This window comes from Bacteroides zhangwenhongii (assembly GCF_009193325.2).
GTDB lineage: Bacteria > Bacteroidota > Bacteroidia > Bacteroidales > Bacteroidaceae > Bacteroides > Bacteroides zhangwenhongii.
The window spans coordinates 1,824,517-1,847,844 of sequence record NZ_CP059856.1 but is presented as its reverse complement, the minus strand read 5'-3'; the positions used below and the strand labels follow the sequence as shown (position 1 = coordinate 1,847,844).

Annotated in this window: 21 protein-coding genes; 20 read left to right on the top strand and 1 reads right to left on the bottom strand. The window is 44.6% G+C overall.

What is annotated here, in order from left to right; translation table 11 throughout:
- Positions 1 to 10 precede the first annotated feature (10 nt).
- The 11 genes from GD630_RS07430 (at position 11) to galE (ending at position 11,688) form a co-directional block, all read left to right on the top strand.
- The gene (locus GD630_RS07430) at positions 11 to 1,573 is read left to right on the top strand and encodes an ATP-binding protein (RefSeq protein WP_143865720.1); all 1,563 of its coding nucleotides are present in this window, start codon (positions 11 to 13) and stop codon (positions 1,571 to 1,573) included.
- A gap of 31 nt (positions 1,574 to 1,604) precedes the next feature.
- A complete protein-coding gene (locus GD630_RS07425) occupies positions 1,605 to 3,164 on the top strand; it encodes an ATP-binding protein (RefSeq protein WP_143865722.1) in 1,560 nt (519 codons plus the stop codon).
- A gap of 31 nt (positions 3,165 to 3,195) precedes the next feature.
- Positions 3,196 to 4,758 carry an ATP-binding protein gene (locus GD630_RS07420; RefSeq protein WP_143865724.1) on the top strand — a complete coding sequence of 521 codons (1,563 nt, stop codon included), beginning with the start codon at positions 3,196 to 3,198 and terminating at the stop codon, positions 4,756 to 4,758.
- Positions 4,759 to 4,911: 153 nt separating this feature from the next.
- Entirely contained in the window at positions 4,912 to 5,337 is a 426-nt protein-coding gene (locus GD630_RS07415) for a SoxR reducing system RseC family protein (RefSeq protein WP_007761099.1), read from the top strand.
- Between the two features lie 6 nt (positions 5,338 to 5,343).
- Entirely contained in the window at positions 5,344 to 6,246 is a 903-nt protein-coding gene (locus tag GD630_RS07410; RefSeq protein WP_143865727.1) for a Fe-S cluster domain-containing protein, read from the top strand.
- 24 nt (positions 6,247 to 6,270) lie between these two features.
- Complete coding sequence (rsxC, locus tag GD630_RS07405; protein ID WP_143865728.1) at positions 6,271 to 7,608, top strand: electron transport complex subunit RsxC; 1,338 nt, start codon at positions 6,271 to 6,273, stop codon at positions 7,606 to 7,608.
- A 5-nt stretch (positions 7,609 to 7,613) separates the two neighbouring features.
- On the top strand, positions 7,614 to 8,606 hold the full coding sequence (locus tag GD630_RS07400; RefSeq protein ID WP_143865730.1) for an RnfABCDGE type electron transport complex subunit D: 993 nt from the start codon (positions 7,614 to 7,616) through the stop codon (positions 8,604 to 8,606).
- Positions 8,603 to 9,274, top strand: coding sequence for an RnfABCDGE type electron transport complex subunit G (locus GD630_RS07395; protein ID WP_143865732.1), 672 nt, complete (start codon positions 8,603 to 8,605; stop codon positions 9,272 to 9,274). The genes GD630_RS07400 and GD630_RS07395 overlap by 4 nt, the downstream gene beginning before the upstream one ends.
- A gap of 19 nt (positions 9,275 to 9,293) precedes the next feature.
- Positions 9,294 to 9,878: an electron transport complex subunit RsxE gene (rsxE, locus tag GD630_RS07390; RefSeq protein ID WP_007752528.1), complete on the top strand. Its 585-nt coding sequence runs from the start codon at positions 9,294 to 9,296 to the stop codon at positions 9,876 to 9,878.
- Positions 9,879 to 9,900: 22 nt separating this feature from the next.
- Complete coding sequence (rsxA, locus tag GD630_RS07385; RefSeq protein ID WP_007752531.1) at positions 9,901 to 10,473, top strand: electron transport complex subunit RsxA; 573 nt, start codon at positions 9,901 to 9,903, stop codon at positions 10,471 to 10,473.
- A gap of 180 nt (positions 10,474 to 10,653) precedes the next feature.
- Entirely contained in the window at positions 10,654 to 11,688 is a 1,035-nt protein-coding gene (gene galE / locus GD630_RS07380; RefSeq protein WP_143865734.1) for a UDP-glucose 4-epimerase GalE, read from the top strand.
- A 220-nt stretch (positions 11,689 to 11,908) separates the two neighbouring features.
- Here the strand turns inward: galE and ispE are convergent, their stop codons facing one another.
- Positions 11,909 to 12,736: a 4-(cytidine 5'-diphospho)-2-C-methyl-D-erythritol kinase gene (gene ispE / locus GD630_RS07375; protein WP_143865736.1), complete on the bottom strand. Its 828-nt coding sequence runs from the start codon at positions 12,734 to 12,736 to the stop codon at positions 11,909 to 11,911.
- Positions 12,737 to 12,925: 189 nt separating this feature from the next.
- Here ispE and dnaB point away from each other — a divergent pair, with 189 nt between their 5' ends.
- The 9 genes from dnaB (at position 12,926) to lepA (ending at position 23,279) form a co-directional block, all read left to right on the top strand.
- The gene (gene dnaB / locus GD630_RS07370) at positions 12,926 to 14,494 is read left to right on the top strand and encodes a replicative DNA helicase (RefSeq protein WP_143865738.1); all 1,569 of its coding nucleotides are present in this window, start codon (positions 12,926 to 12,928) and stop codon (positions 14,492 to 14,494) included.
- A 266-nt stretch (positions 14,495 to 14,760) separates the two neighbouring features.
- Complete coding sequence (gene pheT / locus GD630_RS07365) at positions 14,761 to 17,223, top strand: phenylalanine--tRNA ligase subunit beta (RefSeq protein WP_143865739.1); 2,463 nt, start codon at positions 14,761 to 14,763, stop codon at positions 17,221 to 17,223.
- A gap of 31 nt (positions 17,224 to 17,254) precedes the next feature.
- A complete protein-coding gene (locus GD630_RS07360; protein WP_143865741.1) occupies positions 17,255 to 17,989 on the top strand; it encodes a YebC/PmpR family DNA-binding transcriptional regulator in 735 nt (244 codons plus the stop codon).
- A gap of 6 nt (positions 17,990 to 17,995) precedes the next feature.
- Positions 17,996 to 18,241 (top strand): TIGR03905 family TSCPD domain-containing protein, encoded by a 246-nt coding sequence (locus tag GD630_RS07355; RefSeq protein WP_007752551.1) that lies wholly within the window; start codon positions 17,996 to 17,998, stop codon positions 18,239 to 18,241.
- Between the two features lie 225 nt (positions 18,242 to 18,466).
- Positions 18,467 to 19,720 carry an Nramp family divalent metal transporter gene (locus GD630_RS07350; RefSeq protein WP_143865743.1) on the top strand — a complete coding sequence of 418 codons (1,254 nt, stop codon included), beginning with the start codon at positions 18,467 to 18,469 and terminating at the stop codon, positions 19,718 to 19,720.
- Positions 19,721 to 19,749: 29 nt separating this feature from the next.
- Positions 19,750 to 20,514 (top strand): exodeoxyribonuclease III, encoded by a 765-nt coding sequence (locus GD630_RS07345; RefSeq protein ID WP_143865903.1) that lies wholly within the window; start codon positions 19,750 to 19,752, stop codon positions 20,512 to 20,514.
- Between the two features lie 40 nt (positions 20,515 to 20,554).
- On the top strand, positions 20,555 to 21,013 hold the full coding sequence (locus GD630_RS07340; protein WP_143865745.1) for a C-GCAxxG-C-C family protein: 459 nt from the start codon (positions 20,555 to 20,557) through the stop codon (positions 21,011 to 21,013).
- Positions 21,014 to 21,167: 154 nt separating this feature from the next.
- Positions 21,168 to 21,368 (top strand): winged helix-turn-helix domain-containing protein, encoded by a 201-nt coding sequence (locus tag GD630_RS07335; protein WP_004295603.1) that lies wholly within the window; start codon positions 21,168 to 21,170, stop codon positions 21,366 to 21,368.
- A gap of 129 nt (positions 21,369 to 21,497) precedes the next feature.
- Positions 21,498 to 23,279, top strand: coding sequence for a translation elongation factor 4 (gene lepA, locus GD630_RS07330; RefSeq protein ID WP_007761071.1), 1,782 nt, complete (start codon positions 21,498 to 21,500; stop codon positions 23,277 to 23,279).
- The last annotated feature ends 49 nt before the right edge of the window (positions 23,280 to 23,328 follow it).

Genomic DNA, 23,328 nt, shown 5'->3' with positions numbered 1-23,328 from the left:
AGATATTGATATGGAAACTTTGCAAAGATTATACCCTATAGGGATACAGACTTTTTCTAAGATTCGTGAGGGTAATTACCTCTATATAGATAAAACGGAGTATATCTATCAGATGACACATTCTGCATCTAGCTATGTGTTTCTGAGTCGTCCTCGCCGTTTTGGTAAGTCCTTGCTTACTTCTACTTTGCATAGTTATTTCTCTGGTCGTAAGGATCTGTTTCAAGGGTTGGCTATGGAGAGGTTGGAGAAAGAGTGGATAGAGTATCCGGTTCTTCATTTCGATATGAGTACGGCCAAGCATGTGGATAAGGAACAATTGTTGCAAGAGCTGAATCTGAAACTTTCAGAGCATGAAAGTGTTTATGGAAAGGGAGAGGAGGAGATTAATCCTAATCAACGTTTGATGGGGTTGATCAAGCGCGCTTATGAGCAGACGGGCCGACAAGTCGTAGTTCTTATAGACGAATATGACGCTCCTTTGCTTGATGTGGTACATGAAAAGGAAAATCTAGGCGTATTACGTAATATCATGCGTAACTTCTATAGTCCTTTGAAGGCTTGTGATCCTTATCTGAAGTATGTGTTTCTGACTGGTATCACCAAGTTCTCTCAGTTGAGTATCTTTAGCGAGTTGAATAATATCAAGAATATCAGCATGGATGAGCCATACGCTGCAATTTGCGGAATAACGGAGGATGAAATGCTAACGCAGATGAAAGAGGATATGGAGAGATTGGCCGCGAAATTGAATATTTCCTCTGAAGAGGTCTTGTTGAAGTTGAAGGAGAATTATGACGGTTATCATTTTACCTATCCGTCTCCCGATATCTATAATCCTTTCAGTCTGTTGAATGCTTTTGCGGATGGTAAGTTTGGTTCTTATTGGTTCGGTAGCGGTACTCCTACGTACTTGATAAAGATGTTGGAGAAGTTTGGTGTTGAACCTTCGGAAGTCGGAGGAAAAACAGCAGCTGTGGAGGATTTTGACGCACCGACGGAGACGATGTCCAGTATTACTCCATTGTTATATCAGAGCGGTTATATCACCATCAAGGGTTATGATAGCGAGTTGGGACTGTACACATTGGATATTCCTAACAAAGAAGTTAGGGTCGGCTTGATGAGGAGTCTGTTGCCTTATTATGTGTCTACACCTACTGAGAAAACGAATACCATGGTGGCTTATCTTTCGCGTGATATCCGTAATGATGATATGGATTCTGCGTTGCGTCGGCTGCAGACTTTCTTGTCCACCATTCCTTATTGTGACAATACGAGGTATGAAGGTCACTATCAGCAGATGTTCTACATTATTTTCAGCTTATTGGGTTCTTTTGTGGATGTTGAAGTCCGTACCCCTCGTGGTCGAGTGGATGTGGTGCTTCGTACGAAAACCACACTTTATGTGATGGAGTTGAAGCTTGACAAGACTGCCGGTGAAGCTATGGAGCAGATCAACCTGAAGAATTATCCTGAACGCTTCGCTTTGTGTGGGCTTCCGGTCGTGAAAGTGGCGATAAACTTTGATAGTGAACGTTGTACGATAGGAGACTGGATGATTGAAAAATAATAGTAGTTCTAAAGAAAATATAGATATTGATATGGAAGCTTTGCAAAGATTATACCCCATAGGGATACAGACTTTTTCTGAAATTCGTGAGAAGAATTACCTTTATATCGATAAGACGGAATACGTTTATCACATGACTCATTTTGCGAAATATGTGTTTCTGAGTCGTCCTCGCCGTTTTGGTAAGTCTTTGCTTACTTCTACTTTGCATAGTTATTTCTCGGGTCGTAAGGATCTGTTCCAAGGGTTGGCTATGGAAAGATTGGAGAAGGATTGGATAGAGTATCCGGTTCTTCATTTCGATATGAGTACGGCCAAGCATGTGGATAAGGAACAATTGTTGCAAGAGCTGAATCTGAAACTTTCAGAGTATGAAGGTGTTTATGGAAAAGGCCAGGAGGAGATTAATCCTAATCAACGTTTGATGGGGTTGATCAAGCGCGCTTATGGGCAGACGGGCCGACAGGTGGTTGTTCTTATAGACGAATATGACGCTCCTTTGCTTGATGTGGTACATGAAAAGGAAAATCTAGGCGTATTACGTAATATCATGCGTAACTTCTATAGTCCCTTGAAGGCTTGTGATCCTTATCTGAAGTATGTGTTTCTGACTGGTATCACCAAGTTCTCTCAGTTGAGTATCTTTAGTGAATTGAACAATATCACGAATATCAGTATGGATGAGCCATACGCTGCAATTTGCGGAATAACGGAGGATGAAATGCTAACGCAGATGAAAGAGGATGTGAAGAGATTAGCTGTGAAACTGGAAATAACACCGGAAGAAGTCTTGCTGAAGTTGAAGGAGAATTATGACGGTTATCATTTTACTTATCCGTCTCCCGACCTCTATAATCCTTTCAGTCTGTTGAATGCTTTTGCGGACGGTAAGTTTGGTTCTTACTGGTTCGGTAGCGGTACTCCTACATACTTGATAAAGATGTTGGGCAAATTTGGTGTAAATCCTTCTGAGATTGGCCCCAAACAAGCGAAAGCTTCCATTTTTGATGCTCCTACCGAGACCATGACGAATATCACTCCTTTGCTATATCAGAGCGGTTATATCACCATAAAGGATTATAATAAGATTCTGGACCTTTATACGCTTGATATTCCGAATAAGGAAGTCCGTCTGGGTCTTATGGAAAGCCTTCTTCCTAACTATGTGGGCAATGAGACCCCGGAAGCCACCACTATGGTTGCCTATCTTTTTTATGATATTCAGAACGGTGATATGGATTCTGCCTTGCGTCGTTTGCAGACTTTTTTGTCTACCATTCCTTATTGCGACAATACTAAATATGAGGGGCATTACCAGCAACTCTTTTACGTCATATTCAGTCTGCTGAATTATTATGTGGATATTGAAGTCCGTACCCCTCGTGGTCGAGTGGATGCGGTGCTTCGTACGAATACAACGCTTTATGTGATGGAATTGAAGCTTGATAAGACTGCCGGTGAAGCTATGGAACAGATCAACCTGAAGAATTATCCTGAACGCTTCGCTTTGTGTGGACTTCCGGTCGTGAAAGTGGCGATAAACTTTGATAGTGAGCGGGGGACGATAGGAGACTGGATGATTGAAAAATAATAGTAGTTCTAAAGAAAATATAGATATTGATATGGAAACTTTGCAAAGATTATACCCTATAGGGATACAGACTTTCTCTGAAATTCGTGAGAAGAATTATCTTTATATCGATAAGACGGAATACGTTTATCGCATGACTCATTTTGCGAAATATGTGTTTCTGAGCCGTCCTCGCCGTTTTGGTAAATCCTTGCTTACTTCTACTTTGCATAGTTATTTCTCTGGTCGTAAGGATCTGTTTCAAGGGTTGGCTATGGAAAGGTTGGAGAAAGAGTGGATAGAGTATCCGGTTCTTCATTTCGATATGAGTACGGCCAAGCACGTCGGAAAAGATGAATTAATAAGCGAGTTGGAACGTAAGTTGACAACTTATGAAAGAATCTATGGTCGAAATGAGGAAGATATTTATGTCAATCAGCGGTTGCAAGGTCTGATAGAACGTGCTTATAAGCAGACGGGCCGACAAGTTGTTGTTCTTATAGACGAATATGACGCTCCTTTGCTTGATGTGGTGCATGAAAAGGAAAATCTAGGTGTATTACGTAATATCATGCGTAACTTCTATAGTCCTTTGAAGGCTTGTGATCCTTATCTGAAGTATGTGTTTTTGACGGGTATCACCAAGTTCTCTCAGTTGAGTATCTTTAGCGAGTTGAATAATATTAAGAATATCAGCATGGATGAGCCATACGCTGCGATCTGCGGAATAACGGAGGATGAAATGCTAACGCAGATGAAAGAGGATATGGAGATGTTGGCTGCGAAATTGAATATTTCCTCTGAAGAGGTCTTGCTGAAGTTGAAGGAGAATTATGACGGTTATCATTTCACTTATCCTTCTCCCGACATCTATAATCCGTTCAGTCTGTTGAATGCTTTTGCGGATGGTAAGTTTGGTTCCTACTGGTTCGGTAGCGGCACTCCTACATACTTGATAAAGATGTTGGGTAAATTTGGTGTAAATCCTTCAGGGATCGGTCCCAAACAAGCGAAAGCTTCCATTTTTGATGCTCCTACCGAGACCATGACGAATATCACTCCTTTGCTATATCAGAGCGGTTATATCACCATAAAGGATTATAATAAGATTCTGGACCTTTATACGCTTGATATTCCTAACAAAGAAGTTCGTCTGGGTCTTATGGAAAGCCTTCTTCCTAACTATGTGGGCAATGAGACCCCGGAAGCCACCACTATGGTTGCCTATCTTTTTTATGATATTCAGAACGGTGATATGGATTCTGCGTTGCGTCGGTTGCAGACTTTCTTGTCTACCGTTCCTTATTGCGACAATACTAAATATGAGGGGCATTACCAGCAACTCTTTTATGTCATATTCAGTCTGCTGAATTATTATGTGGATATTGAAGTCCGTACTCCCCGTGGTCGAGTGGATGTGGTGCTTCGTACGAAAACAACACTTTATGTGATGGAATTGAAGCTTGATAAGACTGCCGGTGAAGCTATGGAACAGATCAACCTGAAGAATTATCCTGAACGCTTCGCTTTATGCGGACTTCCGGTCGTGAAAGTAGCGATAAACTTTGATAGTGAACGGGGGACAATAGGAGACTGGGAGATTGAGAAAGGCTGATAAAGTGTACAAATCGTAGCCATATCTTTTCCGTGTGCGATAACGCGGACGCAAAAAATAACATTTTATTATGTGTAAAAAAATAGGGAGAATGCTTCGTAGTTCATAAATAATGATTAAATTTGCCGCGATTTGTAATGTTGAGTTTGCAAAATGACGAATAATACTATAAAGCATCTGGGTATTGTGGAAAACATACAGGGTTCTCATCTGTCGGTGAGGATTGTTCAGACATCGGCTTGTGCGGCTTGTAGCGCAAAGGGACACTGTTCCTCAGCGGATAGCAAGGACAAAATCATAGATATTATCGATACGGCGGCCTCTTCCTACCGGGTAGGAGAGAAAGTCATGGTGATTGGCGAAACGTCGATGGGCATGATGGCGGTGGTATTGGCTTTTATAATTCCTTTCGTACTTCTGATATTTTCACTATTCCTTTTTATGGCGTTGATGGAGAATGAACTGTATTCCGCTCTTCTTTCTCTGGCTATACTTATACCCTATTATTTCATTCTCTGGCTCAACAAAACACGACTGAAACAAAAATTTTCATTTACTATAAAACCAATAAATAACTAAAACATTATGAATTTGATTCTGATTGCAGTGATTTCATTGGGAGCGATAGCGCTCGTGCTGGCCGCTATTCTGTATGTGGCTTCCAAGAAATTTGCCGTGTATGAAGACCCGCGGATTGCCCAAGTGGGGGAAGTATTACCCCAGGCTAATTGCGGTGGATGTGGCTACCCCGGTTGTAGCGGATTTGCCGACGCTTGTGTCAAAGCCGGTTCACTGGAAGGTAAGTTCTGCCCTGTAGGCGGACAGCCTGTCATGGCAAAAGTTGCTGATATTCTCGGACTGGCAGCCGGTGAGGCTGAACCGATGGTAGCAGTGGTGAGATGTAACGGAACCTGTGCCAACCGCCCTCGCATCAACCAGTACGATGGTGCCAAGAGCTGCGCTATTGCCGCTTCACTGTATGGTGGTGAGACAGGATGCAGTTACGGTTGTCTGGGATGTGGTGACTGTGTGGCGGCTTGTCAGTTTGACGCCATCCACATGAATCCCGAAACGGGTCTGCCGGAAGTGGACGAGGCTAAATGTACGGCCTGCGGCGCTTGTGTGAAGGCCTGCCCGAAAGCGATTATCGAGATTCGCCCGCAGGGTAAGAAGTCACGCCGCGTATACGTTTCTTGCGTGAACAAAGACAAAGGTGCCGTTGCCCGCAAAGCTTGTACGGTAAGCTGTATCGGCTGTGGCAAGTGTGTGAAGACTTGTCCGTTCGAGGCTATCACATTGGAGAATAATCTGGCTTACATTGATCCGAACAAGTGTAAGTCTTGCCGGAAATGTGTGGAAGTTTGTCCGCAGAATTCCATTATCGAGCTGAATTTCCCTCCTCGCAAACCGAAGGCGGAAGAAGCTGTGGAAGCTCCGAAAGCACCAGTTGCTCCGAAAGCTCCGGCTACTCCGAAAGTAACAGAATAATAACAGAATAAAATACAGAATTGTATGTTAAAGACATTTTCAATTGGTGGAGTTCATCCACACGAAAATAAATTGTCGGCACATCAACCTATCATCACGGCGGAGGTTCCTGCAAAGGCCGTTATTCTGCTGGGGCAGCACATCGGCGCACCTGCAAAACCGATTGTTGCGAAAGGTGATGTGGTAAAGGTGGGCACTAAGATTGCCGAACCGGCCGGCTTTGTTTCGGCAGCAATTCACTCTTCCGTCAGTGGCAAAGTGGCGAAGATTGATACGATAGTCGATGCCAGCGGTTATGCGAAACCAGCTATTTTTATTGATGTGGAAGGTGATGAATGGGAAGAAACGATTGACCGTAGCGCAACCCTGGTGAAAGAATGTGAACTTTCGTCGGAGGAGATTGTGAAAAAGATTGCCGAAGCGGGAATCGTCGGTCTGGGTGGCGCTTGTTTCCCTACTCAGGTGAAACTTTGTCCTCCTCCTTCTTTCAAGGCCGAATGTGTGATTATCAATGCGGTGGAGTGCGAACCTTATCTGACGGCCGATCATCAGCTTATGCTGGAACACGCGGAAGAGATCATGGTAGGTGTTTCTATCCTGATGAAAGCTGTGAAAGTGAACAAGGCGTTTATCGGAATCGAAAATAACAAACCGGACGCTATCGAGCTGATGACGAAAGTGGCTTCCGGTTATGCCGGTATCGAGGTAGTGCCTTTGAAGGTGAAATACCCGCAAGGAGGTGAAAAGCAACTGATCGATGCGATAACCAAACGCCAGGTGGCGAGCGGCGCCCTTCCTATTTCTACCGGAGCGGTCGTTCAGAACGTGGGTACTGCTTTTGCTGTGTATCAAGCCGTTCAGAAGAACAAGCCGTTGTTTGAACGGGTAATCACAGTGACCGGTAAGTCGGTTGCAAAACCTTCCAACTTCCTGGCCCGTATCGGTACGCCGATGAAGCAGCTGATTGATGCTTGCGGCGGTCTGCCGGAAGATACGGGAAAAGTGATCGGCGGTGGTCCGATGATGGGTAAGGCTTTGGTCAATACGGAAGTTCCTACCGCGAAAGGCAGTTCCGGTATTCTGATCATGAATCAGAAGGAAGCCAAGCGTGGTGAGGCACAGAACTGTATCCGTTGCGCGAAGTGTGTAAGCGCTTGTCCGATGGGACTGGAACCGTACTTGCTGGGAGCTTTGTCCGAAAACGGTGATTTTGAAAGAATGGAAAAAGAAAGAATCATGGACTGTATCGAGTGCGGCTCTTGCCAGTTCACTTGTCCTGCCAACCGTCCGTTGCTCGACTATTGTCGTCTCGGTAAAGGCAAAGTGGGAGCTATGATTCGTGCACGTCAAGCTAAAAAATAACGAATATGGAAAATAAATTAATCGTATCACTATCACCCCACGTTCATGGCGGAGACAGCGTACAGAAGAATATGTACTGTGTGCTGATTGCACTCATTCCGGCGTTTCTGGTGTCTCTCTATTTCTTCGGACTGGGTGCTCTGATTGTTACTGCTACTTCCGTTGCGGCCTGTTTATTCTTCGAATGGGCGATCGGAAAATATTTGATGAAGAAACCGACTTCAACGATTTGTGACGGTTCTGCTGTCATCACAGGTGTGTTGCTGGCTTTCAATTTGCCGTCCAACTTACCTGTATGGATTATTATTCTGGGCGCATTGTTCGCTATCGGTGTAGGCAAGATGTCTTTCGGCGGATTAGGCTGCAACCCTTTCAACCCCGCATTGGCAGGACGTGTCTTCCTGTTGCTTTCGTTCCCCGTACAGATGACTAGCTGGCCGGTAGTAGGTCAGTTGACAGCTTATACGGATGCTACTACCGGAGCTACTCCGTTGGCGCTGATGAAACAGGCTATTCACGGTGATATGTCCGCGTTGAGCCAGATCCCAGACGCATTCAGTCTGCTGATCGGTCAGAACGGTGGCTGTATCGGTGAGGTCAGCGCGTTGGCTCTGCTGATCGGATTGAGCTATATGCTTTGGAAGAAAATCATCACTTGGCATATACCTGTGTCTATCCTGGTCACTGTATTTGTTTTTGCCGGTATCATGCATTTGGTTGATCCTGCAAAATATGTATCTCCGGTATTGCAGTTGCTTTCCGGCGGATTGATGTTGGGTGCCGTCTTTATGGCAACCGACTATGTGACTTCTCCGATGAGCAAGAAGGGAATGTTGATTTATGGTGTTTGTATCGGTCTGCTGACGGTTATTATCCGTCTGTTCGGCGCATATCCCGAAGGTATGTCGTTTGCCATCCTGATTATGAATGCGTTCACTCCGCTGATTAACACCTATTGTAAACCTAAACGCTTTGGGGAGGTAGCGAAGAAGAAATGAAAAAGTTAGAATCATCTTTAAAGAATATGTTGCTGGTACTTACGGGGGTGACTGCCATTTCCGTAGCATTGCTGGCTTACGTGAATGAATTGACAAAAGGTCCTATTGCCGAAGCGAATGCGAAGACATTGAACGAGGCCTTGAAACAGGTTCTTCCGGAATTTACTAATAACCCGGTAGGCGAAAGCGACACGATCTTCAGCGAGAAAGACGGAAAGAAAGTGGTGGACTTCATCGTTTATCCGGCAAAAAAAGGAGAGGAATGGGTCGGTTCGGCAGTTGAGTCCAAAGCTATGGGGTTCGGTGGCGAGCTGAAAGTGCTGGTCGGCTTTGACGCTGAGGGCAAGATTTACAATTACTCTTTGCTGGCTCATGCCGAGACTCCGGGACTGGGCTCGAAAGCTGCCGACTGGTTTAAAGAAGGAAACAAGGGAAGCATTAAAGGTATGAGTCCGGGCGAAGGTGAACTGAAAGTCTCTAAGGACGGAGGCCAGGTAGACGCTATTACCGCTTCGACTATCACGTCACGTGCTTTCCTGAACGCTGTCAACAAGGCTTACGAAGCCTATAAGACGGGAGAAATAGATACTGTTTCGGGAGCTTCGCAGAAAAATGAATCTGCCACTGCTCCGGAAACTGAAACGGTGAAGCAAGATTCTATTAATTAAGAAAGGAGGAGATTAAGATATGAATAATTTTAAAGTAATGATGAACGGGATTATCAAAGAGAATCCTACGTTTGTGCTCCTGCTTGGTATGTGTCCTACATTGGGTACAACTTCATCGGCTATCAATGGTATGGGTATGGGACTGGCCACTATGTTTGTGTTGATTTGTTCAAACGTGGTAATTTCTTCCATCAAGAATCTGATTCCGGATATGGTACGTATCCCATCGTTCATTGTAGTCATTGCGTCTTTCGTGACATTGCTCCAGATGGTGATGCAGGCTTACGTGCCGGATTTGTATGCCACACTGGGTCTTTTCATCCCGTTGATCGTGGTAAACTGTATTGTGCTGGGACGTGCTGAAGCATTCGCCGCGAAGAATAACCCGGTGGCTTCCATGTTCGACGGTCTTGGTATGGGACTTGGTTTTACGATAGCCTTGACTCTGCTGGGAGCTGTTCGCGAATTCTTGGGAACAGGCAAGATTTTCAATCTGACAATCATGCCGGAAGAGTACGGAATGTTGGTGTTTGTATTGGCTCCGGGTGCTTTCATCGCTTTAGGATACCTTATTGCGTTGATCAACAGCTTGAAGAAAGCCTAATTCAATTAAATAAGAGAAGAATATGGAATATATATTGATTTTTATTTCGGCAATCTTTGTAAACAACATCGTGTTGTCGCAGTTCTTGGGTATTTGTCCGTTCTTGGGCGTATCTAAGAAAGTGGAAACTGCGATGGGTATGAGCGCTGCGGTTGCTTTTGTGCTGACCATCGCTACCATTGTCACTTTCTTGATTCAGAAATTTGTTCTGGATGTTTTCGATCTGGGATATTTGCAGACAATTACTTTTATTCTGGTGATTGCCGGACTGGTGCAGATGGTGGAAATCATTCTGAAGAAAGTCTCTCCGGCTCTGTATCAGGCGTTGGGTGTATTTTTGCCATTGATCACAACCAACTGCTGTATCTTGGGTGTGGCTATTCTGGTGATTCAGAAAGACTATGATTTGCTGACAGGCGTTGTATACGCGTTCTCAACAGCTCTCGGATTCGGACTGGCTCTGGTGCTTTTTGCAGGATTGCGCGAGCAGATGAGTCTGGTGAAAATTCCGAAGGGAATGCAAGGCACTCCGATCGCATTGATCACCGCCGGTCTGCTGGCTATGGCATTCATGGGATTCTCCGGCGTGGTGTAAGATTTACAGTTGATAATTAAATATGGATTGGGAACTCGGCTGTGTGGAGACATACAGATAATGAGTTCCCAATTCTTTTATAAATAAAATGGTTACGGAATATTGCATTCTCATTTTATTTCCATACATTTGTAGCTCAAACAATAATAGACCGAAGAACTAACCATATAAGTAAAGAATATGAAAGAAAGAATTTTAGTGACAGGGGGAACGGGATATATTGGTTCCCATACTGTTGTAGAGTTGCAAAACAGTGGGTATGAAGTAATCATCATCGATAATTTATCAAATTCCAGTGCTGATGTTGTCGACAATATAGAAAAAGTTTCCGGTATCCGTCCGGCTTTTGAAAAGTTGGATTGTCTTGATTTTGAAGGTCTTGACGCCGTATTCACAAAATATAAAGGAATTAAAGCTATCATCCACTTTGCCGCAAGCAAGGCGGTAGGTGAGTCGGTGGAGAAACCGTTGCTTTATTATCGTAATAATCTGGTTTCTTTGATTAACCTTCTCGAACTGATGCCGAAACACGGAGTGGAAGGTATTGTATTCTCTTCTTCTTGTACGGTGTATGGACAGCCGGATGAATTGCCGGTGACAGAAAAGGCGCCGATTAAGAAAGCGGAATCACCATACGGAAATACAAAACAGATTAATGAAGAGATTATCCGTGATACGGTAGTCTCCGGTGCTCCGATCAATGCAATCATGTTGCGTTATTTCAATCCGATAGGTGCGCATCCTACTGCATTGCTGGGTGAGTTGCCGAACGGTGTTCCCCAGAACCTGATTCCTTATCTGACTCAGACAGCTATCGGCATTCGCGAGAAGCTGAGTGTGTTCGGTGACGATTATGATACGCCCGACGGTTCTTGCATCCGTGACTTTATCAATGTTGTTGACTTGGCTAAGGCACACGTGATTGCTATCCGCCGTATCTTGGAGAAGGCGCAGAAAGAAAAAGTGGAAGTATTCAATATCGGTACGGGACGTGGTGTCTCTGTATTGGAATTGATTCAAGGCTTCGAAAAGGCTACCGGTGTGAAGTTGAACTATCAGATCGTCGGCCGTCGTGCGGGAGATATTGAAAAAGTTTGGGCAAATCCTGATTTCGCTAATTCCGAATTGGGATGGAAAGCTGTGGAAACTTTGGAAGATACTTTGCGCTCTGCCTGGAACTGGCAGTTGAAACTTCGTGAAAGAGGTATTCAATAAAATAGCATTTTTTTGTTTTATCATCTAATAGCTCAAACAAATCAATGTAGATTTGTTTAATTTGATGTGATCGACCTGAAGCTGTTTGCGGGTATGTGAATATACAAGAGCAGTACTTATACTTCTTTGGTATAGACAGGTAGATTGCACAGTAGTTTTGTCGTGTTTTATTTTGTGTTTGTGTTGTGACGGTACTACGACGTGAGTCGTGGTACCGTTTTTATTTAAGTGTTCCTGTGAAGCAGAACGTATCCGTTCCCCAATCAATTTCCGGTAACAGTGCATCGGGTGCGAACAGTCCGAAAACTGAAGAGCCGGAACCGCTCATGGATGCGTAGATCGCTCCGTGATGATAGAGCTCTTTTTTTATATTTCCGATGATGGGATGTTGCGGGAATACGCTGGCTTCGAAATCATTGATCAGGGTATCTTTCCACTCTGTAACCGGACGTCGGATGACCTCTTTGACGGGATATTCCGGATGATGAGGGCGGATGTTTGCAAAAGCTTCCCGAGTGGATACGAACACATCCGGTTTGATAATCATGATTTGGTAGCCGCTTAATGAAAGATCGACCGGAGAAAAGATATTACCGATTCCTTCGGCAAAAGTCGGTCTGTTTTTGATAAAGAAAGCACAGTCTGCTCCCAAAGTGGCAGCGTATACCTCCAATTGTTCTTCAGATACCCCTAACTGATAATGATTATTGAGCAACTTCAGCATGAAAGCTGCATCGGATGATCCTCCACCCAGTCCGGCTCCGGAAGGAATGTGTTTATATAGATGGATCTCTACAGGAGGAAGATGGAATTCCTTATCCATCAACAGATAGGCTTTTACCACCAGATTATCTTCCGGCTTGCCCGCTATTTCCATTCCGTGTTGGTAAAGGGTAAATTTCCGGTCAGTGTCGGGAGAAGTACGGATTTCCAGCGCATCTTCCAAAGCCACCGGATAGAACACTGTTTCCAGATTATGGTATCCGTCCGGGCGTTTTTCCGTAATGGAAAGCCCCAAGTTTATTTTGATATTGGGAAAAGCAATCATATTCATTTAAAGATTAAAAATTAAAGAAAAAGCGACACAGGGGACAAAGTTAGTAAAAACTTCATTTTTCCTTATCTATTCTTCGTGATTATGTTCTATCTTTGTCCTCTCGACCGGAAGAAATCTGTTATGAATGAATATGTCCAGTCGTAACTTTTAGTTTTTAATCTTTAATTTTTAATTGAATTAATGGCCGAACAGAGAAGAAACACCCGCAATACGAAGTCTGCTAAAGTGCAACCGGTAAATGATTATGGACGTATTCAGCCGCAGGCACCTGAGCTGGAAGAAGCGGTATTGGGGGCTTTGATGATTGAGAAGGACGCTTATTCGTTGGTGAGTGAAATTCTTCGTCCCGAATCTTTTTATGAACACCGGCATCAACTGATCTATGCCGCTATCACCGATCTTGCCGTAAATCAGAAGCCGGTGGATATTCTGACTGTAAAGGAACAGCTTAGCAAACGCGGAGAGCTGGAAGAGGTCGGAGGTCCGTTCTATATTACTCAGTTGAGTAGCAAAGTGGCCTCTTCGGCGCATATTGAATATCATGCACGCATCATAGCACAGAAATCATTGGCGCGCGAGTTGATTACTTTTACCAGTAACATTCAGAGTAAGGCGTTTGATGAAACGCTGGATGTGGACGATCTGATGCAGGAAGCCGAAGGAAAGCTTTTTGAGATTTCGCAGCAGAACATGAAGAAGGACTACACGCAGATCAATCCGGTGATTGACGAAGCGTATAAGCTGATTCAGAAGGCAGCGGCACGAACGGACGGATTGAGTGGCCTTGAAAGTGGTTTTACGAAGCTGGACAAGATGACTTCCGGTTGGCAGAACTCCGACCTTATTATTATTGCCGCCCGTCCTGCGATGGGTAAGACAGCTTTCGTCCTTTCTATGGCGAAGAATATAGCCGTCGATTATCGTAACCCGGTAGCGTTGTTTTCTCTTGAAATGAGTAATGTCCAGTTGGTGAATCGTCTGATTACGAATGTCTGCGAGATTCCGAGTGAGAAAATAAAAAGCGGACAGTTGGCGAATTATGAATGGCAGCAATTGGATTATAAACTGAAGGATTTGTTGGATGCACCGCTGTATGTGGATGATACTCCCTCTCTGTCGGTGTTTGAGCTTCGTACGAAAGCCCGTCGTCTGGTGCGTGAACATGGGGTGAAAATCATTATTATTGACTACTTGCAGTTGATGAATGCTAGTGGAATGGCGTTCGGAAGCCGTCAGGAGGAGGTCAGCACTATTTCACGTTCACTGAAGGGATTGGCGAAGGAGCTGAACATCCCGATTGTCGCATTGTCGCAGTTGAATCGTGGTGTGGAGAGCCGTGAAGGAATTGATGGCAAACGTCCGCAGTTGAGCGACCTTCGTGAATCGGGAGCCATCGAGCAGGATGCCGATATGGTATGTTTTATCCACCGTCCGGAATATTACAAAATTTATCAGGATGATCGTGGTAATGACCTTCGCGGTATGGCAGAGATTGTGATAGCCAAGCATCGTAACGGTGCGGTGGGTGAAGTGCTGCTCCGATTCAAAGGTGAGTATACCCGTTTCTCAAATCCGGAGGATGACATGGTGATTCCTATGCCGGGTGAGCCTGCCGGTGCTATGCTGGGGTCTAAGATGAATGCCGGAGGAGCCGGTTCTGTTCCGCCACCGTCGGCACCGGACTTTACTCCGCAGTCGGGTAATCCGTTCGGGGCACCGGTAGGAGGGGATGGACCTTTGCCATTTTAGTTGCGTATTATTTCACCACAGAGGACACTGAGGACACAGAGTTTTTTCTTTTTATTTAAGTACTCATGTTTAATTAGTTTATAAGTTAATTATACACACTTTGCTTATTACGGATTTACACTTATTTTTCATCTTTCCGATATCCTCTGTGTCCTCTGCATCCTCTGTGGTGAAATAACCTGCAATTTTTTATCTAACCTTTTCGGTCAACCGAAAAATCTTATTAACTTTGCGAATCTTTTGAGAAACAATAAAAAATTAACTATATGAATATCTCTTATAACTGGCTGAAAGAGTATGTCAACTTCGATTTGACGCCTGATGAAACGGCGGCTGCGTTGACTTCTATCGGCTTGGAAACAGGTGGTGTGGAAGAAGTGCAGACCATTAAAGGTGGTTTGGAGGGACTTGTGATCGGCGAAGTGCTGACCTGTGTGGAACATCCTAATTCGGACCATCTGCACATTACTACTGTCAATCTGGGAGAAGGCGATCCGGTGCAGATCGTTTGTGGAGCTCCGAACGTGGCTGCCGGACAAAAAGTGGTAGTCGCTACGTTGGGGACAAAACTCTATGACGGGGACGAATGCTTTACCATCAAAAAATCAAAAATCCGCGGTGTAGAATCTACAGGTATGATTTGTGCTGAAGATGAAATCGGTATCGGTACGGATCATGCAGGTATCATCGTTTTGCCGGAAGATGCTGTTCCGGGTACTCTTGCCAAAGATTATTATAATATCAAGAGCGATTATGTGCTTGAAGTGGATATCACGCCTAACCGTGCGGATGCCTGCTCTCACTACGGGGTAGCCCGTGACTTGTATGCTTATCTGATTCAGAATGGTAAGCAGGCAACCCTGCAACGTCCGTCGGTGGACGACTTTAAAGTGGAAAGCCATGATTTGGATATCGAAGTAAAGGTTGAAAACAGTGAAGCGTGTCCGCATTATGCCGGTGTTACCGTGAAAGGAGTGACCGTAAAGGAAAGTCCGGAATGGTTGCAGAATAAATTGCGCCTGATCGGTGTGCGTCCTATTAATAATGTAGTGGATGTCACTAATTACATTGTTCATGCTTTCGGACAACCGTTGCATTGCTTTGATGCCGGTAAGATAAAGGGTAATGAAGTTATCGTAAAGACAATGCCCGAAGGAACTCCGTTCGTTACGCTGGATGAGGTGGAACGTAAGCTGAGTGACCGCGACCTGATGATTTGCAATAAGGAAGAAGCCATGTGCATTGCAGGCGTATTTGGCGGATTGGATTCCGGTTCTACGGAAGCTACAACGGATGTTTTCATCGAAAGTGCTTATTTCCATCCTACATGGGTGCGTAAGACGGCACGCCGTCACGGCTTGAATACCGATGCTTCTTTCCGCTTTGAACGCGGCATCGACCCGAATAGTGTGATTTACTGTCTGAAACTGGCTGCCATAATGGTAAAAGAGTTGGCAGGCGGTACTATCTCTTCTGAAATAAAAGATGTATATACTGCTCCTGCACAGGATTTCATAGTAGACCTGTCTTACGAGAAAGTACATTCGCTGATTGGTAAAGTGATTCCGGTAGAGACAATCAAGAGCATTGTGACGAGCCTGGAAATGAAGATAACCAATGAGACGGCGGAAGGACTGACATTGGCCGTTCCTCCTTATCGTGTGGATGTGCAGCGTGATTGTGACGTGATTGAGGATATTCTCCGCATCTACGGATATAATAATGTGGAAATTCCGACTACGTTGAAATCCAGTCTGACTACTAAAGGCGAGCATGACAAGTCGAATAAATTGCAGAATCTGGTTGCCGAACAATTGGTGGGCTGTGGATTCAATGAAATATTGAACAACTCATTGACCCGTGCGGCTTATTATGACGGTCTGGAAACTTATCCTTCCAATCGCCTGGTTATGCTGTTGAATCCGCTAAGCGCTGATTTGAACGCTATGCGCCAGACTTTGCTGTTCGGCGGATTGGAAAGCATTGCCCATAATGCCAATCGTAAAAATGCGGATCTGAAATTCTTTGAATTTGGTAATTGCTATTATTTCGACGGGGACAAGAAGAACCCGGAAAAAGCGTTGGCTCCTTATTCGGAAGATTATCATTTGGGTCTGTGGGTTACAGGCAAGAAGGTTTCCAACTCATGGGCGCATCCGGATGAGAACAGTTCGGTATATGAGCTGAAAGCATACGTGGAGAATATCTTGAAACGTTTAGGACTGGATTTGCACAATCTGGTGATAGGCAATCTGGCTGATGATATCTTTGCTGCCGCACTGTCTGTCCATACGAAGGGTGGCAAACGCCTTGCTTCTTTTGGTGTAGTTACTAAGAAGCTGCTGAAAGCGTTCGATATAGACAATGAAGTTTATTTCGCTGACTTGAACTGGAAAGAATTGTTGAAAGCGGTCCGTTCGGTTAAGGTCAGCTACAAGGAGCTTTCCAAGTTCCCGGCTGTACGGCGCGATTTGGCTTTGCTGCTCGACAAGAATGTGCAGTTTGCCGAAATCGAGAAGATCGCTTACGAGACAGAGAAGAAGTTGCTGAAAGAAGTGGAACTCTTCGATGTATATGAAGGCAAGAATCTGGAAGCTGGTAAGAAATCGTATGCGGTCAGCTTCTTGCTTCAAGACGAGAGCCAGACATTGAACGATAAGATGATTGATAAGATCATGTCGAAACTGGTGAAAAACCTGGAAGATAAACTGGGAGCCAAACTTAGATAAGTTTAAAATTTCAATCTAAAAATATAAACCAATGGGAAGAGCATTTGAATATAGAAAAGCTACCAAGCTGAAGAGATGGGGCCACATGGCTAAAACATTTACAAGACTGGGTAAACAAATCGCTATTGCTGTAAAGGCAGGTGGTCCGGAACCTGAAAACAACCCGACACTCCGTTCGGTGATCGCTACTTGTAAGCGTGAAAATATGCCGAAGGATAACATCGAGCGTGCCATCAAGAATGCGATGGGTAAAGACCAGAGTGACTATAAGGGCATGACGTATGAGGGATACGGTCCTCACGGAGTAGCTGTATTCGTAGATACACTTACCGACAACCCTACCCGTACCGTAGCGGACGTGCGTTCCGTTTTCAACAAATTCGGCGGGAACTTGGGTACAATGGGTTCTTTGGCATTCCTTTTCGACCATAAGTGTGTTTTCACTTTCAAGAAGAAAGAGGACTTGGATATGGAAGAGCTGATTCTTGACCTGATAGATTATAATGTGGAAGATGAATATGATGAAGATAGGGAAGAAGGAACAATTACGATCTATGGTGATCCTAAGAGCTATGCCGCCATTCAGAAACATTTGGAGGAATGTGGTTTCGAAGATGTCGGTGGAGATTTCACTTATATCCCGAACGATCTGAAAGAGGTTACTCCGGAACAGCGTGAGACATTAGATAAGATGGTGGAACGTTTGGAAGAATTTGACGACGTACAGACCGTTTATACCAATATGCAACCGGAAGGCGAAGAATAACAGCTCATGGAATATGTTTATAAGACGAAAGGCACTTGCAGCACCAACATCGAACTGAATGTGGAAGATGGAGTGGTGAAAGAAGTGGCCTTTTGGGGAGGATGCAACGGCAATCTTCAAGGTCTTTCGCGCCTGGTAAAGGGAATGAAGGTGGAGGACGTGATAAGTAAACTTGAAGGAGTACGCTGTGGCGGCAGACCCACTTCGTGTCCGGACCAGTTATGCCGTGCATTGCATGAGATGGGGTATTGATATCATCCGGTCTCAAGTATAAGATAGGAAACGCGGATTAACGCAAATTATCGCAGATTAAATTTAATCTTTGTGTAAGTTTGCGTTGATCCGCGTTTTTTTATGATACTGCTTTGGGCTTTTGATGTTAGTAGCGTTTTCCTTATTTGTCGGTATTTTGAACCAAAATTGATCTCTACTCGTTATTTATAAGTATATTTGTACTGAATAAACTATTATGCAGCAATGAAGAATCTTTTTCAAGACTTAAAACGCAAAGATCATAAACGCTATCTGGGCGGACTGGATGTTTTCAAATATATTGGTCCGGGACTTCTGGTGACTGTCGGATTTATAGATCCCGGAAACTGGGCTTCTAATTTTGCCGCCGGATCCGAATTCGGCTATTCATTACTGTGGGTGGTTACCTTGTCCACGATTATGCTGATCATCCTTCAACATAATGTTGCTCACTTGGGGATTGTCACCGGACTTTGCCTTTCGGAAGCTGCCACCAAATATACTCCCAAATGGGTATCCCGTCCTATTCTTGGTACGGCGGTGCTGGCTTCCATCTCTACTTCGCTGGCAGAGATTCTGGGTGGAGCCATCGCATTGGAAATGCTGTTCGATATTCCTATTGTATGGGGAGCTGTGCTGACTACGCTTTTTGTGTCCATCATGCTTTTCACCAATTCCTATAAGAAAATAGAACGTTCCATCATTGCCTTTGTGTCTGTCATCGGACTTTCGTTTATTTATGAGCTTTTCTTGGTGCAGATAGACTGGCCGGCTGCAACGGCGGGGTGGGTGACTCCTTCGTTTCCCGAAGGAAGTATGCTGATAATCATGAGCGTGCTGGGAGCGGTGGTAATGCCTCATAACCTGTTTTTGCATTCGGAAGTGATACAGAGTCACGAGTATAACAAGAAAGATGATGCATCTATCAAGAAAGTACTGAAATATGAGTTGTTCGATACGCTGTTCTCAATGATTATCGGTTGGGCGATTAACAGTGCCATGATTCTGCTGGCTGCCGCGACTTTCTTTAAAAGCGGCATTCAAGTGGAGGAACTGCAACAGGCCAAGTCCTTGCTGGAACCGTTGCTGGGCAGCAATGCTGCCATTGTATTTGCTTTGGCATTGCTGATGGCGGGCATTTCGTCCACCATTACAAGCGGGATGGCGGCAGGTTCCATCTTTGCCGGTATTTTCGGCGAGTCTTATCACATCAAAGACAGTCACTCGCAAGTGGGAGTCCTTTTATCGCTAGGAATCGCCTTATTGCTGATTTTCTTTATCGGAGATCCTTTTAAGGGGCTGATTATTTCGCAGATGATACTTAGTATCCAATTGCCTTTCACGGTCTTTCTGCAAGTCGGACTGACATCTTCCCGGAAGGTGATGGGGAATTATGTGAATAGTCGTTGGAGCACATTTGTGCTGTATACTATCGCGATAATTGTATCCGTACTGAATATCATGCTTCTGTTTTCCTAAAATAAACGTGAATCAATAAATATATAATGATGAAGATTATAACTTATAATGTGAACGGCTTGCGTGCTGCTATCTCCAAAGGTTTCCCGGAATGGCTGGCGCAGGAAAACCTGGATATTCTTTGTCTGCAAGAGACAAAACTACAGCCGGATCAATACCCGGCGGAAGTGTTTGAAGCATTGGGCTATAAGTCGTATTTGTATTCGGCACAGAAAAAAGGATATAGCGGAGTGGCCATATTGACCAAGCAAGAACCTGACCACGTGGAATACGGGATGGGAATGGAAGCATACGATAATGAAGGCCGTTTTATCCGTGCGGACTTCGGTGATTTGTCGGTGGTAAGCGTGTACCACCCTTCGGGGACTAGCGGGGACGAACGCCAGGCATTCAAGATGGTGTGGCTGGAGGATTTTCAGAAATACGTGACAGAGCTGCGGAAGACACGTCCGAATCTGATTCTTTGCGGTGATTATAATATATGCCATGAACCGATTGATATTCATGATCCTGTCCGTAATGCGAAGAATAGCGGTTTCCTCCCCGAAGAGCGGGAATGGATGACGCGTTTTCTCTCGGCAGGCTTTATTGATTCTTTCCGTCTGCTTTATCCGGAAAAACAGGAGTATACCTGGTGGAGCTACCGTTTTAATTCGCGTGCCAAAAATAAAGGCTGGCGAATAGATTATTGTATGACCAGCGAGCCGGTACGCCGATGGTTGAAGAGTGCTCGGATTCTGAATGAGGCGGTGCATTCCGATCATTGTCCGATGGTGTTGGAGATTGACCGTTGAGTTTTTAGGGTCGGGATGAATATAATAAAAAGACAATAGTATGGAAGATAGAGTACAAAAAGCAGTAGAGCTTTTTAAAAGCGGATACAATTGTTCACAGTCCGTAGTGGCAGCCTTTGCAGATATGTACGGATTCACGCAGGAACAGGCTCTGCGCATGGGGGCATCCTTTGGTGGAGGAATAGGCCGGATGCGCGAAACTTGTGGCGCTGCTTGCGGTATGTTCCTGGTGGCAGGACTCGAAACCGGAGCTACGGAAGCGACAGACCGCGAGGGAAAGGCAGCGAATTATGCAGTTGTCCAGGAATTGGCTGCCGAGTTCAAAAAACGCAACGGGTCGCTGATTTGTGGCGAATTGTTGGGATTGAAGAAAAAAGAACCGGCCTCAAATGTTCCGGAAGAACGTACTGCTCAATATTATAGCAAACGTCCTTGTGCGAAAATGGTGGAAGAAGCGGCGAGAATTTGGTCTGAATATCTCGAAAACCATCCAAAATAAGGGAAAAAAGCCATTATTCTTACAAAATCAATAAAAAAACCTTCAATAAAGTGTTCTATAACATAAAAATAGCTATCTTTGTCCCCGAAATAAAATCTGAAAGTCTTTCAAGACCGGATGATTTAAAGCATGTCTAACTAAAATTTCAAAGCAAATGTTGAAAGAAAAAGCAGGTGTGATTGCAGGTACTATCTGGAATGCACTGAATGAAACAGAAGGAATGACTGCCAAGCAATTGAAGAAAGCAACTAAATTGGTTGACAAAGATTTGTTCCTCGGACTTGGCTGGTTATTGAGAGAAGACAAAGTCTCTGTGGAAGAAGTTGAAGGTGAACTCTTCATCAAATTGATCTAAGCGAGTAACTCACTTAAGCAATAAAAAAATGCGTTGGTACATTATCATAATGTTATCAACGCATTTTTTTATATTCCGCCATTTACGTATCTTTGCACACCGAAAAAGATAAAATAATAAGAATTCAGAATGAAGAATATTCGAAATTTCTGCATTATAGCCCACATTGATCATGGTAAGTCAACTCTGGCCGACCGTTTGTTGGAGTATACCAACACCATTCAGGTGACTTCAGGGCAGATGCTTGACGACATGGACTTGGAGAAGGAGAGAGGTATCACAATCAAGAGCCATGCCATCCAGATGGAGTATAATTATAAGGGTGAGAAGTATATCCTGAACTTGATTGATACTCCGGGACACGTGGACTTTTCCTATGAGGTGTCCCGTTCTATCGCAGCCTGTGAAGGTGCGTTGCTGATTGTCGATGCATCTCAAGGAGTACAGGCACAGACCATTTCCAACCTGTATATGGCTATCGAGCACGATCTTGAAATTATTCCTGTAATCAATAAATGCGATATGGCAAGCGCCATGCCGGAAGAGGTGGAAGATGAAATTGTCGAATTGCTGGGCTGCAAGCGTGAGGAAATCATACGTGCTTCCGGTAAGACGGGTATGGGGGTGGAAGAGATTCTCGCAGCCGTAATCGAACGTATTCCCCATCCGGTAGGAGATGAGGAAGCACCGCTGCAAGCATTGATCTTCGATTCCGTATTCAACTCTTTCCGTGGTATTATCGCCTATTTCAAGATTGAGAACGGAGTGATTCGGAAAGGGGATAAGGTGAAGTTTTTCAATACGGGCAAAGAATATGACGCTGACGAGGTCGGGGTATTGAAGATGGAGCTGGTTCCTCGCAATGAGCTTCGTACGGGGGATGTAGGGTATATTATTTCCGGTATTAAAACTTCAAAAGAGGTGAAAGTGGGAGATACCATCACTCATGTGGCCCGTCCGTGCGCGCAGGCTATCGCCGGATTTGAGGAAGTGAAGCCGATGGTATTTGCGGGAGTTTATCCGATTGAAGCGGAAGATTTTGAAGATTTGCGCGCTTCGTTGGAAAAATTGCAGTTGAACGACGCTTCTTTGACTTTCCAGCCGGAGTCTTCGTTGGCATTGGGTTTTGGTTTCCGTTGCGGTTTTCTGGGATTGCTCCACATGGAGATCGTGCAGGAACGGCTTGATCGCGAATTCGACATGAATGTGATCACTACCGTGCCCAACGTATCTTATAATATATATGACAAACAGGGAGAGATGAAGGAGGTGCATAATCCCGGTGGTATGCCCGACCCGACATTGATCGATCATATCGAGGAACCCTACATCAAGGCTTCCATCATCACAACTACTGACTATATCGGCCCCATTATGACGCTTTGTCTGGGGAAACGCGGAGAACTCCTTAAACAGGAATATATTTCCGGCAATCGCGTGGAGATCTTTTATAATATGCCTTTGGGGGAAATAGTGATCGACTTCTATGACCGTTTGAAGAGTATTTCGAAAGGGTATGCGTCGTTTGACTATCATCCCAACGGTTTCAGACCTTCCAAGCTGGTGAAACTGGATATTATGCTGAACGGCGAGCCGGTGGACGCTCTGTCTACGTTGATCCATTTCGACAATGCCTATGATATGGGACGCCGGATGTGTGAGAAATTGAAAGAGCTGATTCCCCGCCAACAGTTTGAGATTGCTATCCAGGCGGCTATTGGAGCTAAGATTATAGCGCGTGAAACCATCAAGGCAGTCCGTAAAGACGTAACAGCCAAATGTTACGGTGGCGACGTAAGCCGTAAACGGAAGCTGCTTGAAAAGCAGAAGAGAGGTAAGAAACGAATGAAGCAGATTGGCAACGTGGAGGTTCCTCAGAAGGCCTTCCTTGCCGTACTGAAGTTGGATTAAAACATTGCCGCAAGCAATTTTTCAGAGATATGCGCTGAACAAATTGACT

What these genes read in the sequence shown, in the direction of transcription:
- GD630_RS07345 (WP_143865903.1), top strand. Translation starts at nt 19,750, where the DNA reads ATGAAGATTATAACTTATAATGTGAACGGCTTGCGTGCTGCTATCTCC.
- GD630_RS07395 (WP_143865732.1), top strand. Translation starts at nt 8,603, where the DNA reads ATGAAAAAGTTAGAATCATCTTTAAAGAATATGTTGCTGGTACTTACG.
- GD630_RS07410 (WP_143865727.1), top strand. Translation starts at nt 5,344, where the DNA reads ATGAATTTGATTCTGATTGCAGTGATTTCATTGGGAGCGATAGCGCTC.
- GD630_RS07360 (WP_143865741.1), top strand. Translation starts at nt 17,255, where the DNA reads ATGGGAAGAGCATTTGAATATAGAAAAGCTACCAAGCTGAAGAGATGG.
- pheT (WP_143865739.1), top strand. Translation starts at nt 14,761, where the DNA reads ATGAATATCTCTTATAACTGGCTGAAAGAGTATGTCAACTTCGATTTG.
- lepA (WP_007761071.1), top strand. Translation starts at nt 21,498, where the DNA reads ATGAAGAATATTCGAAATTTCTGCATTATAGCCCACATTGATCATGGT.
- GD630_RS07415 (WP_007761099.1), top strand. Translation starts at nt 4,912, where the DNA reads ATGACGAATAATACTATAAAGCATCTGGGTATTGTGGAAAACATACAG.
- rsxE (WP_007752528.1), top strand. Translation starts at nt 9,294, where the DNA reads ATGAATAATTTTAAAGTAATGATGAACGGGATTATCAAAGAGAATCCT.
- ispE (WP_143865736.1), bottom strand. Translation starts at nt 12,736, where the DNA reads ATGATTGCTTTTCCCAATATCAAAATAAACTTGGGGCTTTCCATTACG.
- GD630_RS07355 (WP_007752551.1), top strand. Translation starts at nt 17,996, where the DNA reads ATGGAATATGTTTATAAGACGAAAGGCACTTGCAGCACCAACATCGAA.
- GD630_RS07430 (WP_143865720.1), top strand. Translation starts at nt 11, where the DNA reads ATGGAAACTTTGCAAAGATTATACCCTATAGGGATACAGACTTTTTCT.
- GD630_RS07425 (WP_143865722.1), top strand. Translation starts at nt 1,605, where the DNA reads ATGGAAGCTTTGCAAAGATTATACCCCATAGGGATACAGACTTTTTCT.
- galE (WP_143865734.1), top strand. Translation starts at nt 10,654, where the DNA reads ATGAAAGAAAGAATTTTAGTGACAGGGGGAACGGGATATATTGGTTCC.
- GD630_RS07340 (WP_143865745.1), top strand. Translation starts at nt 20,555, where the DNA reads ATGGAAGATAGAGTACAAAAAGCAGTAGAGCTTTTTAAAAGCGGATAC.
- GD630_RS07400 (WP_143865730.1), top strand. Translation starts at nt 7,614, where the DNA reads ATGGAAAATAAATTAATCGTATCACTATCACCCCACGTTCATGGCGGA.
- GD630_RS07335 (WP_004295603.1), top strand. Translation starts at nt 21,168, where the DNA reads ATGTTGAAAGAAAAAGCAGGTGTGATTGCAGGTACTATCTGGAATGCA.
- dnaB (WP_143865738.1), top strand. Translation starts at nt 12,926, where the DNA reads ATGGCCGAACAGAGAAGAAACACCCGCAATACGAAGTCTGCTAAAGTG.
- rsxA (WP_007752531.1), top strand. Translation starts at nt 9,901, where the DNA reads ATGGAATATATATTGATTTTTATTTCGGCAATCTTTGTAAACAACATC.
- GD630_RS07420 (WP_143865724.1), top strand. Translation starts at nt 3,196, where the DNA reads ATGGAAACTTTGCAAAGATTATACCCTATAGGGATACAGACTTTCTCT.
- rsxC (WP_143865728.1), top strand. Translation starts at nt 6,271, where the DNA reads ATGTTAAAGACATTTTCAATTGGTGGAGTTCATCCACACGAAAATAAA.
- GD630_RS07350 (WP_143865743.1), top strand. Translation starts at nt 18,467, where the DNA reads ATGAAGAATCTTTTTCAAGACTTAAAACGCAAAGATCATAAACGCTAT.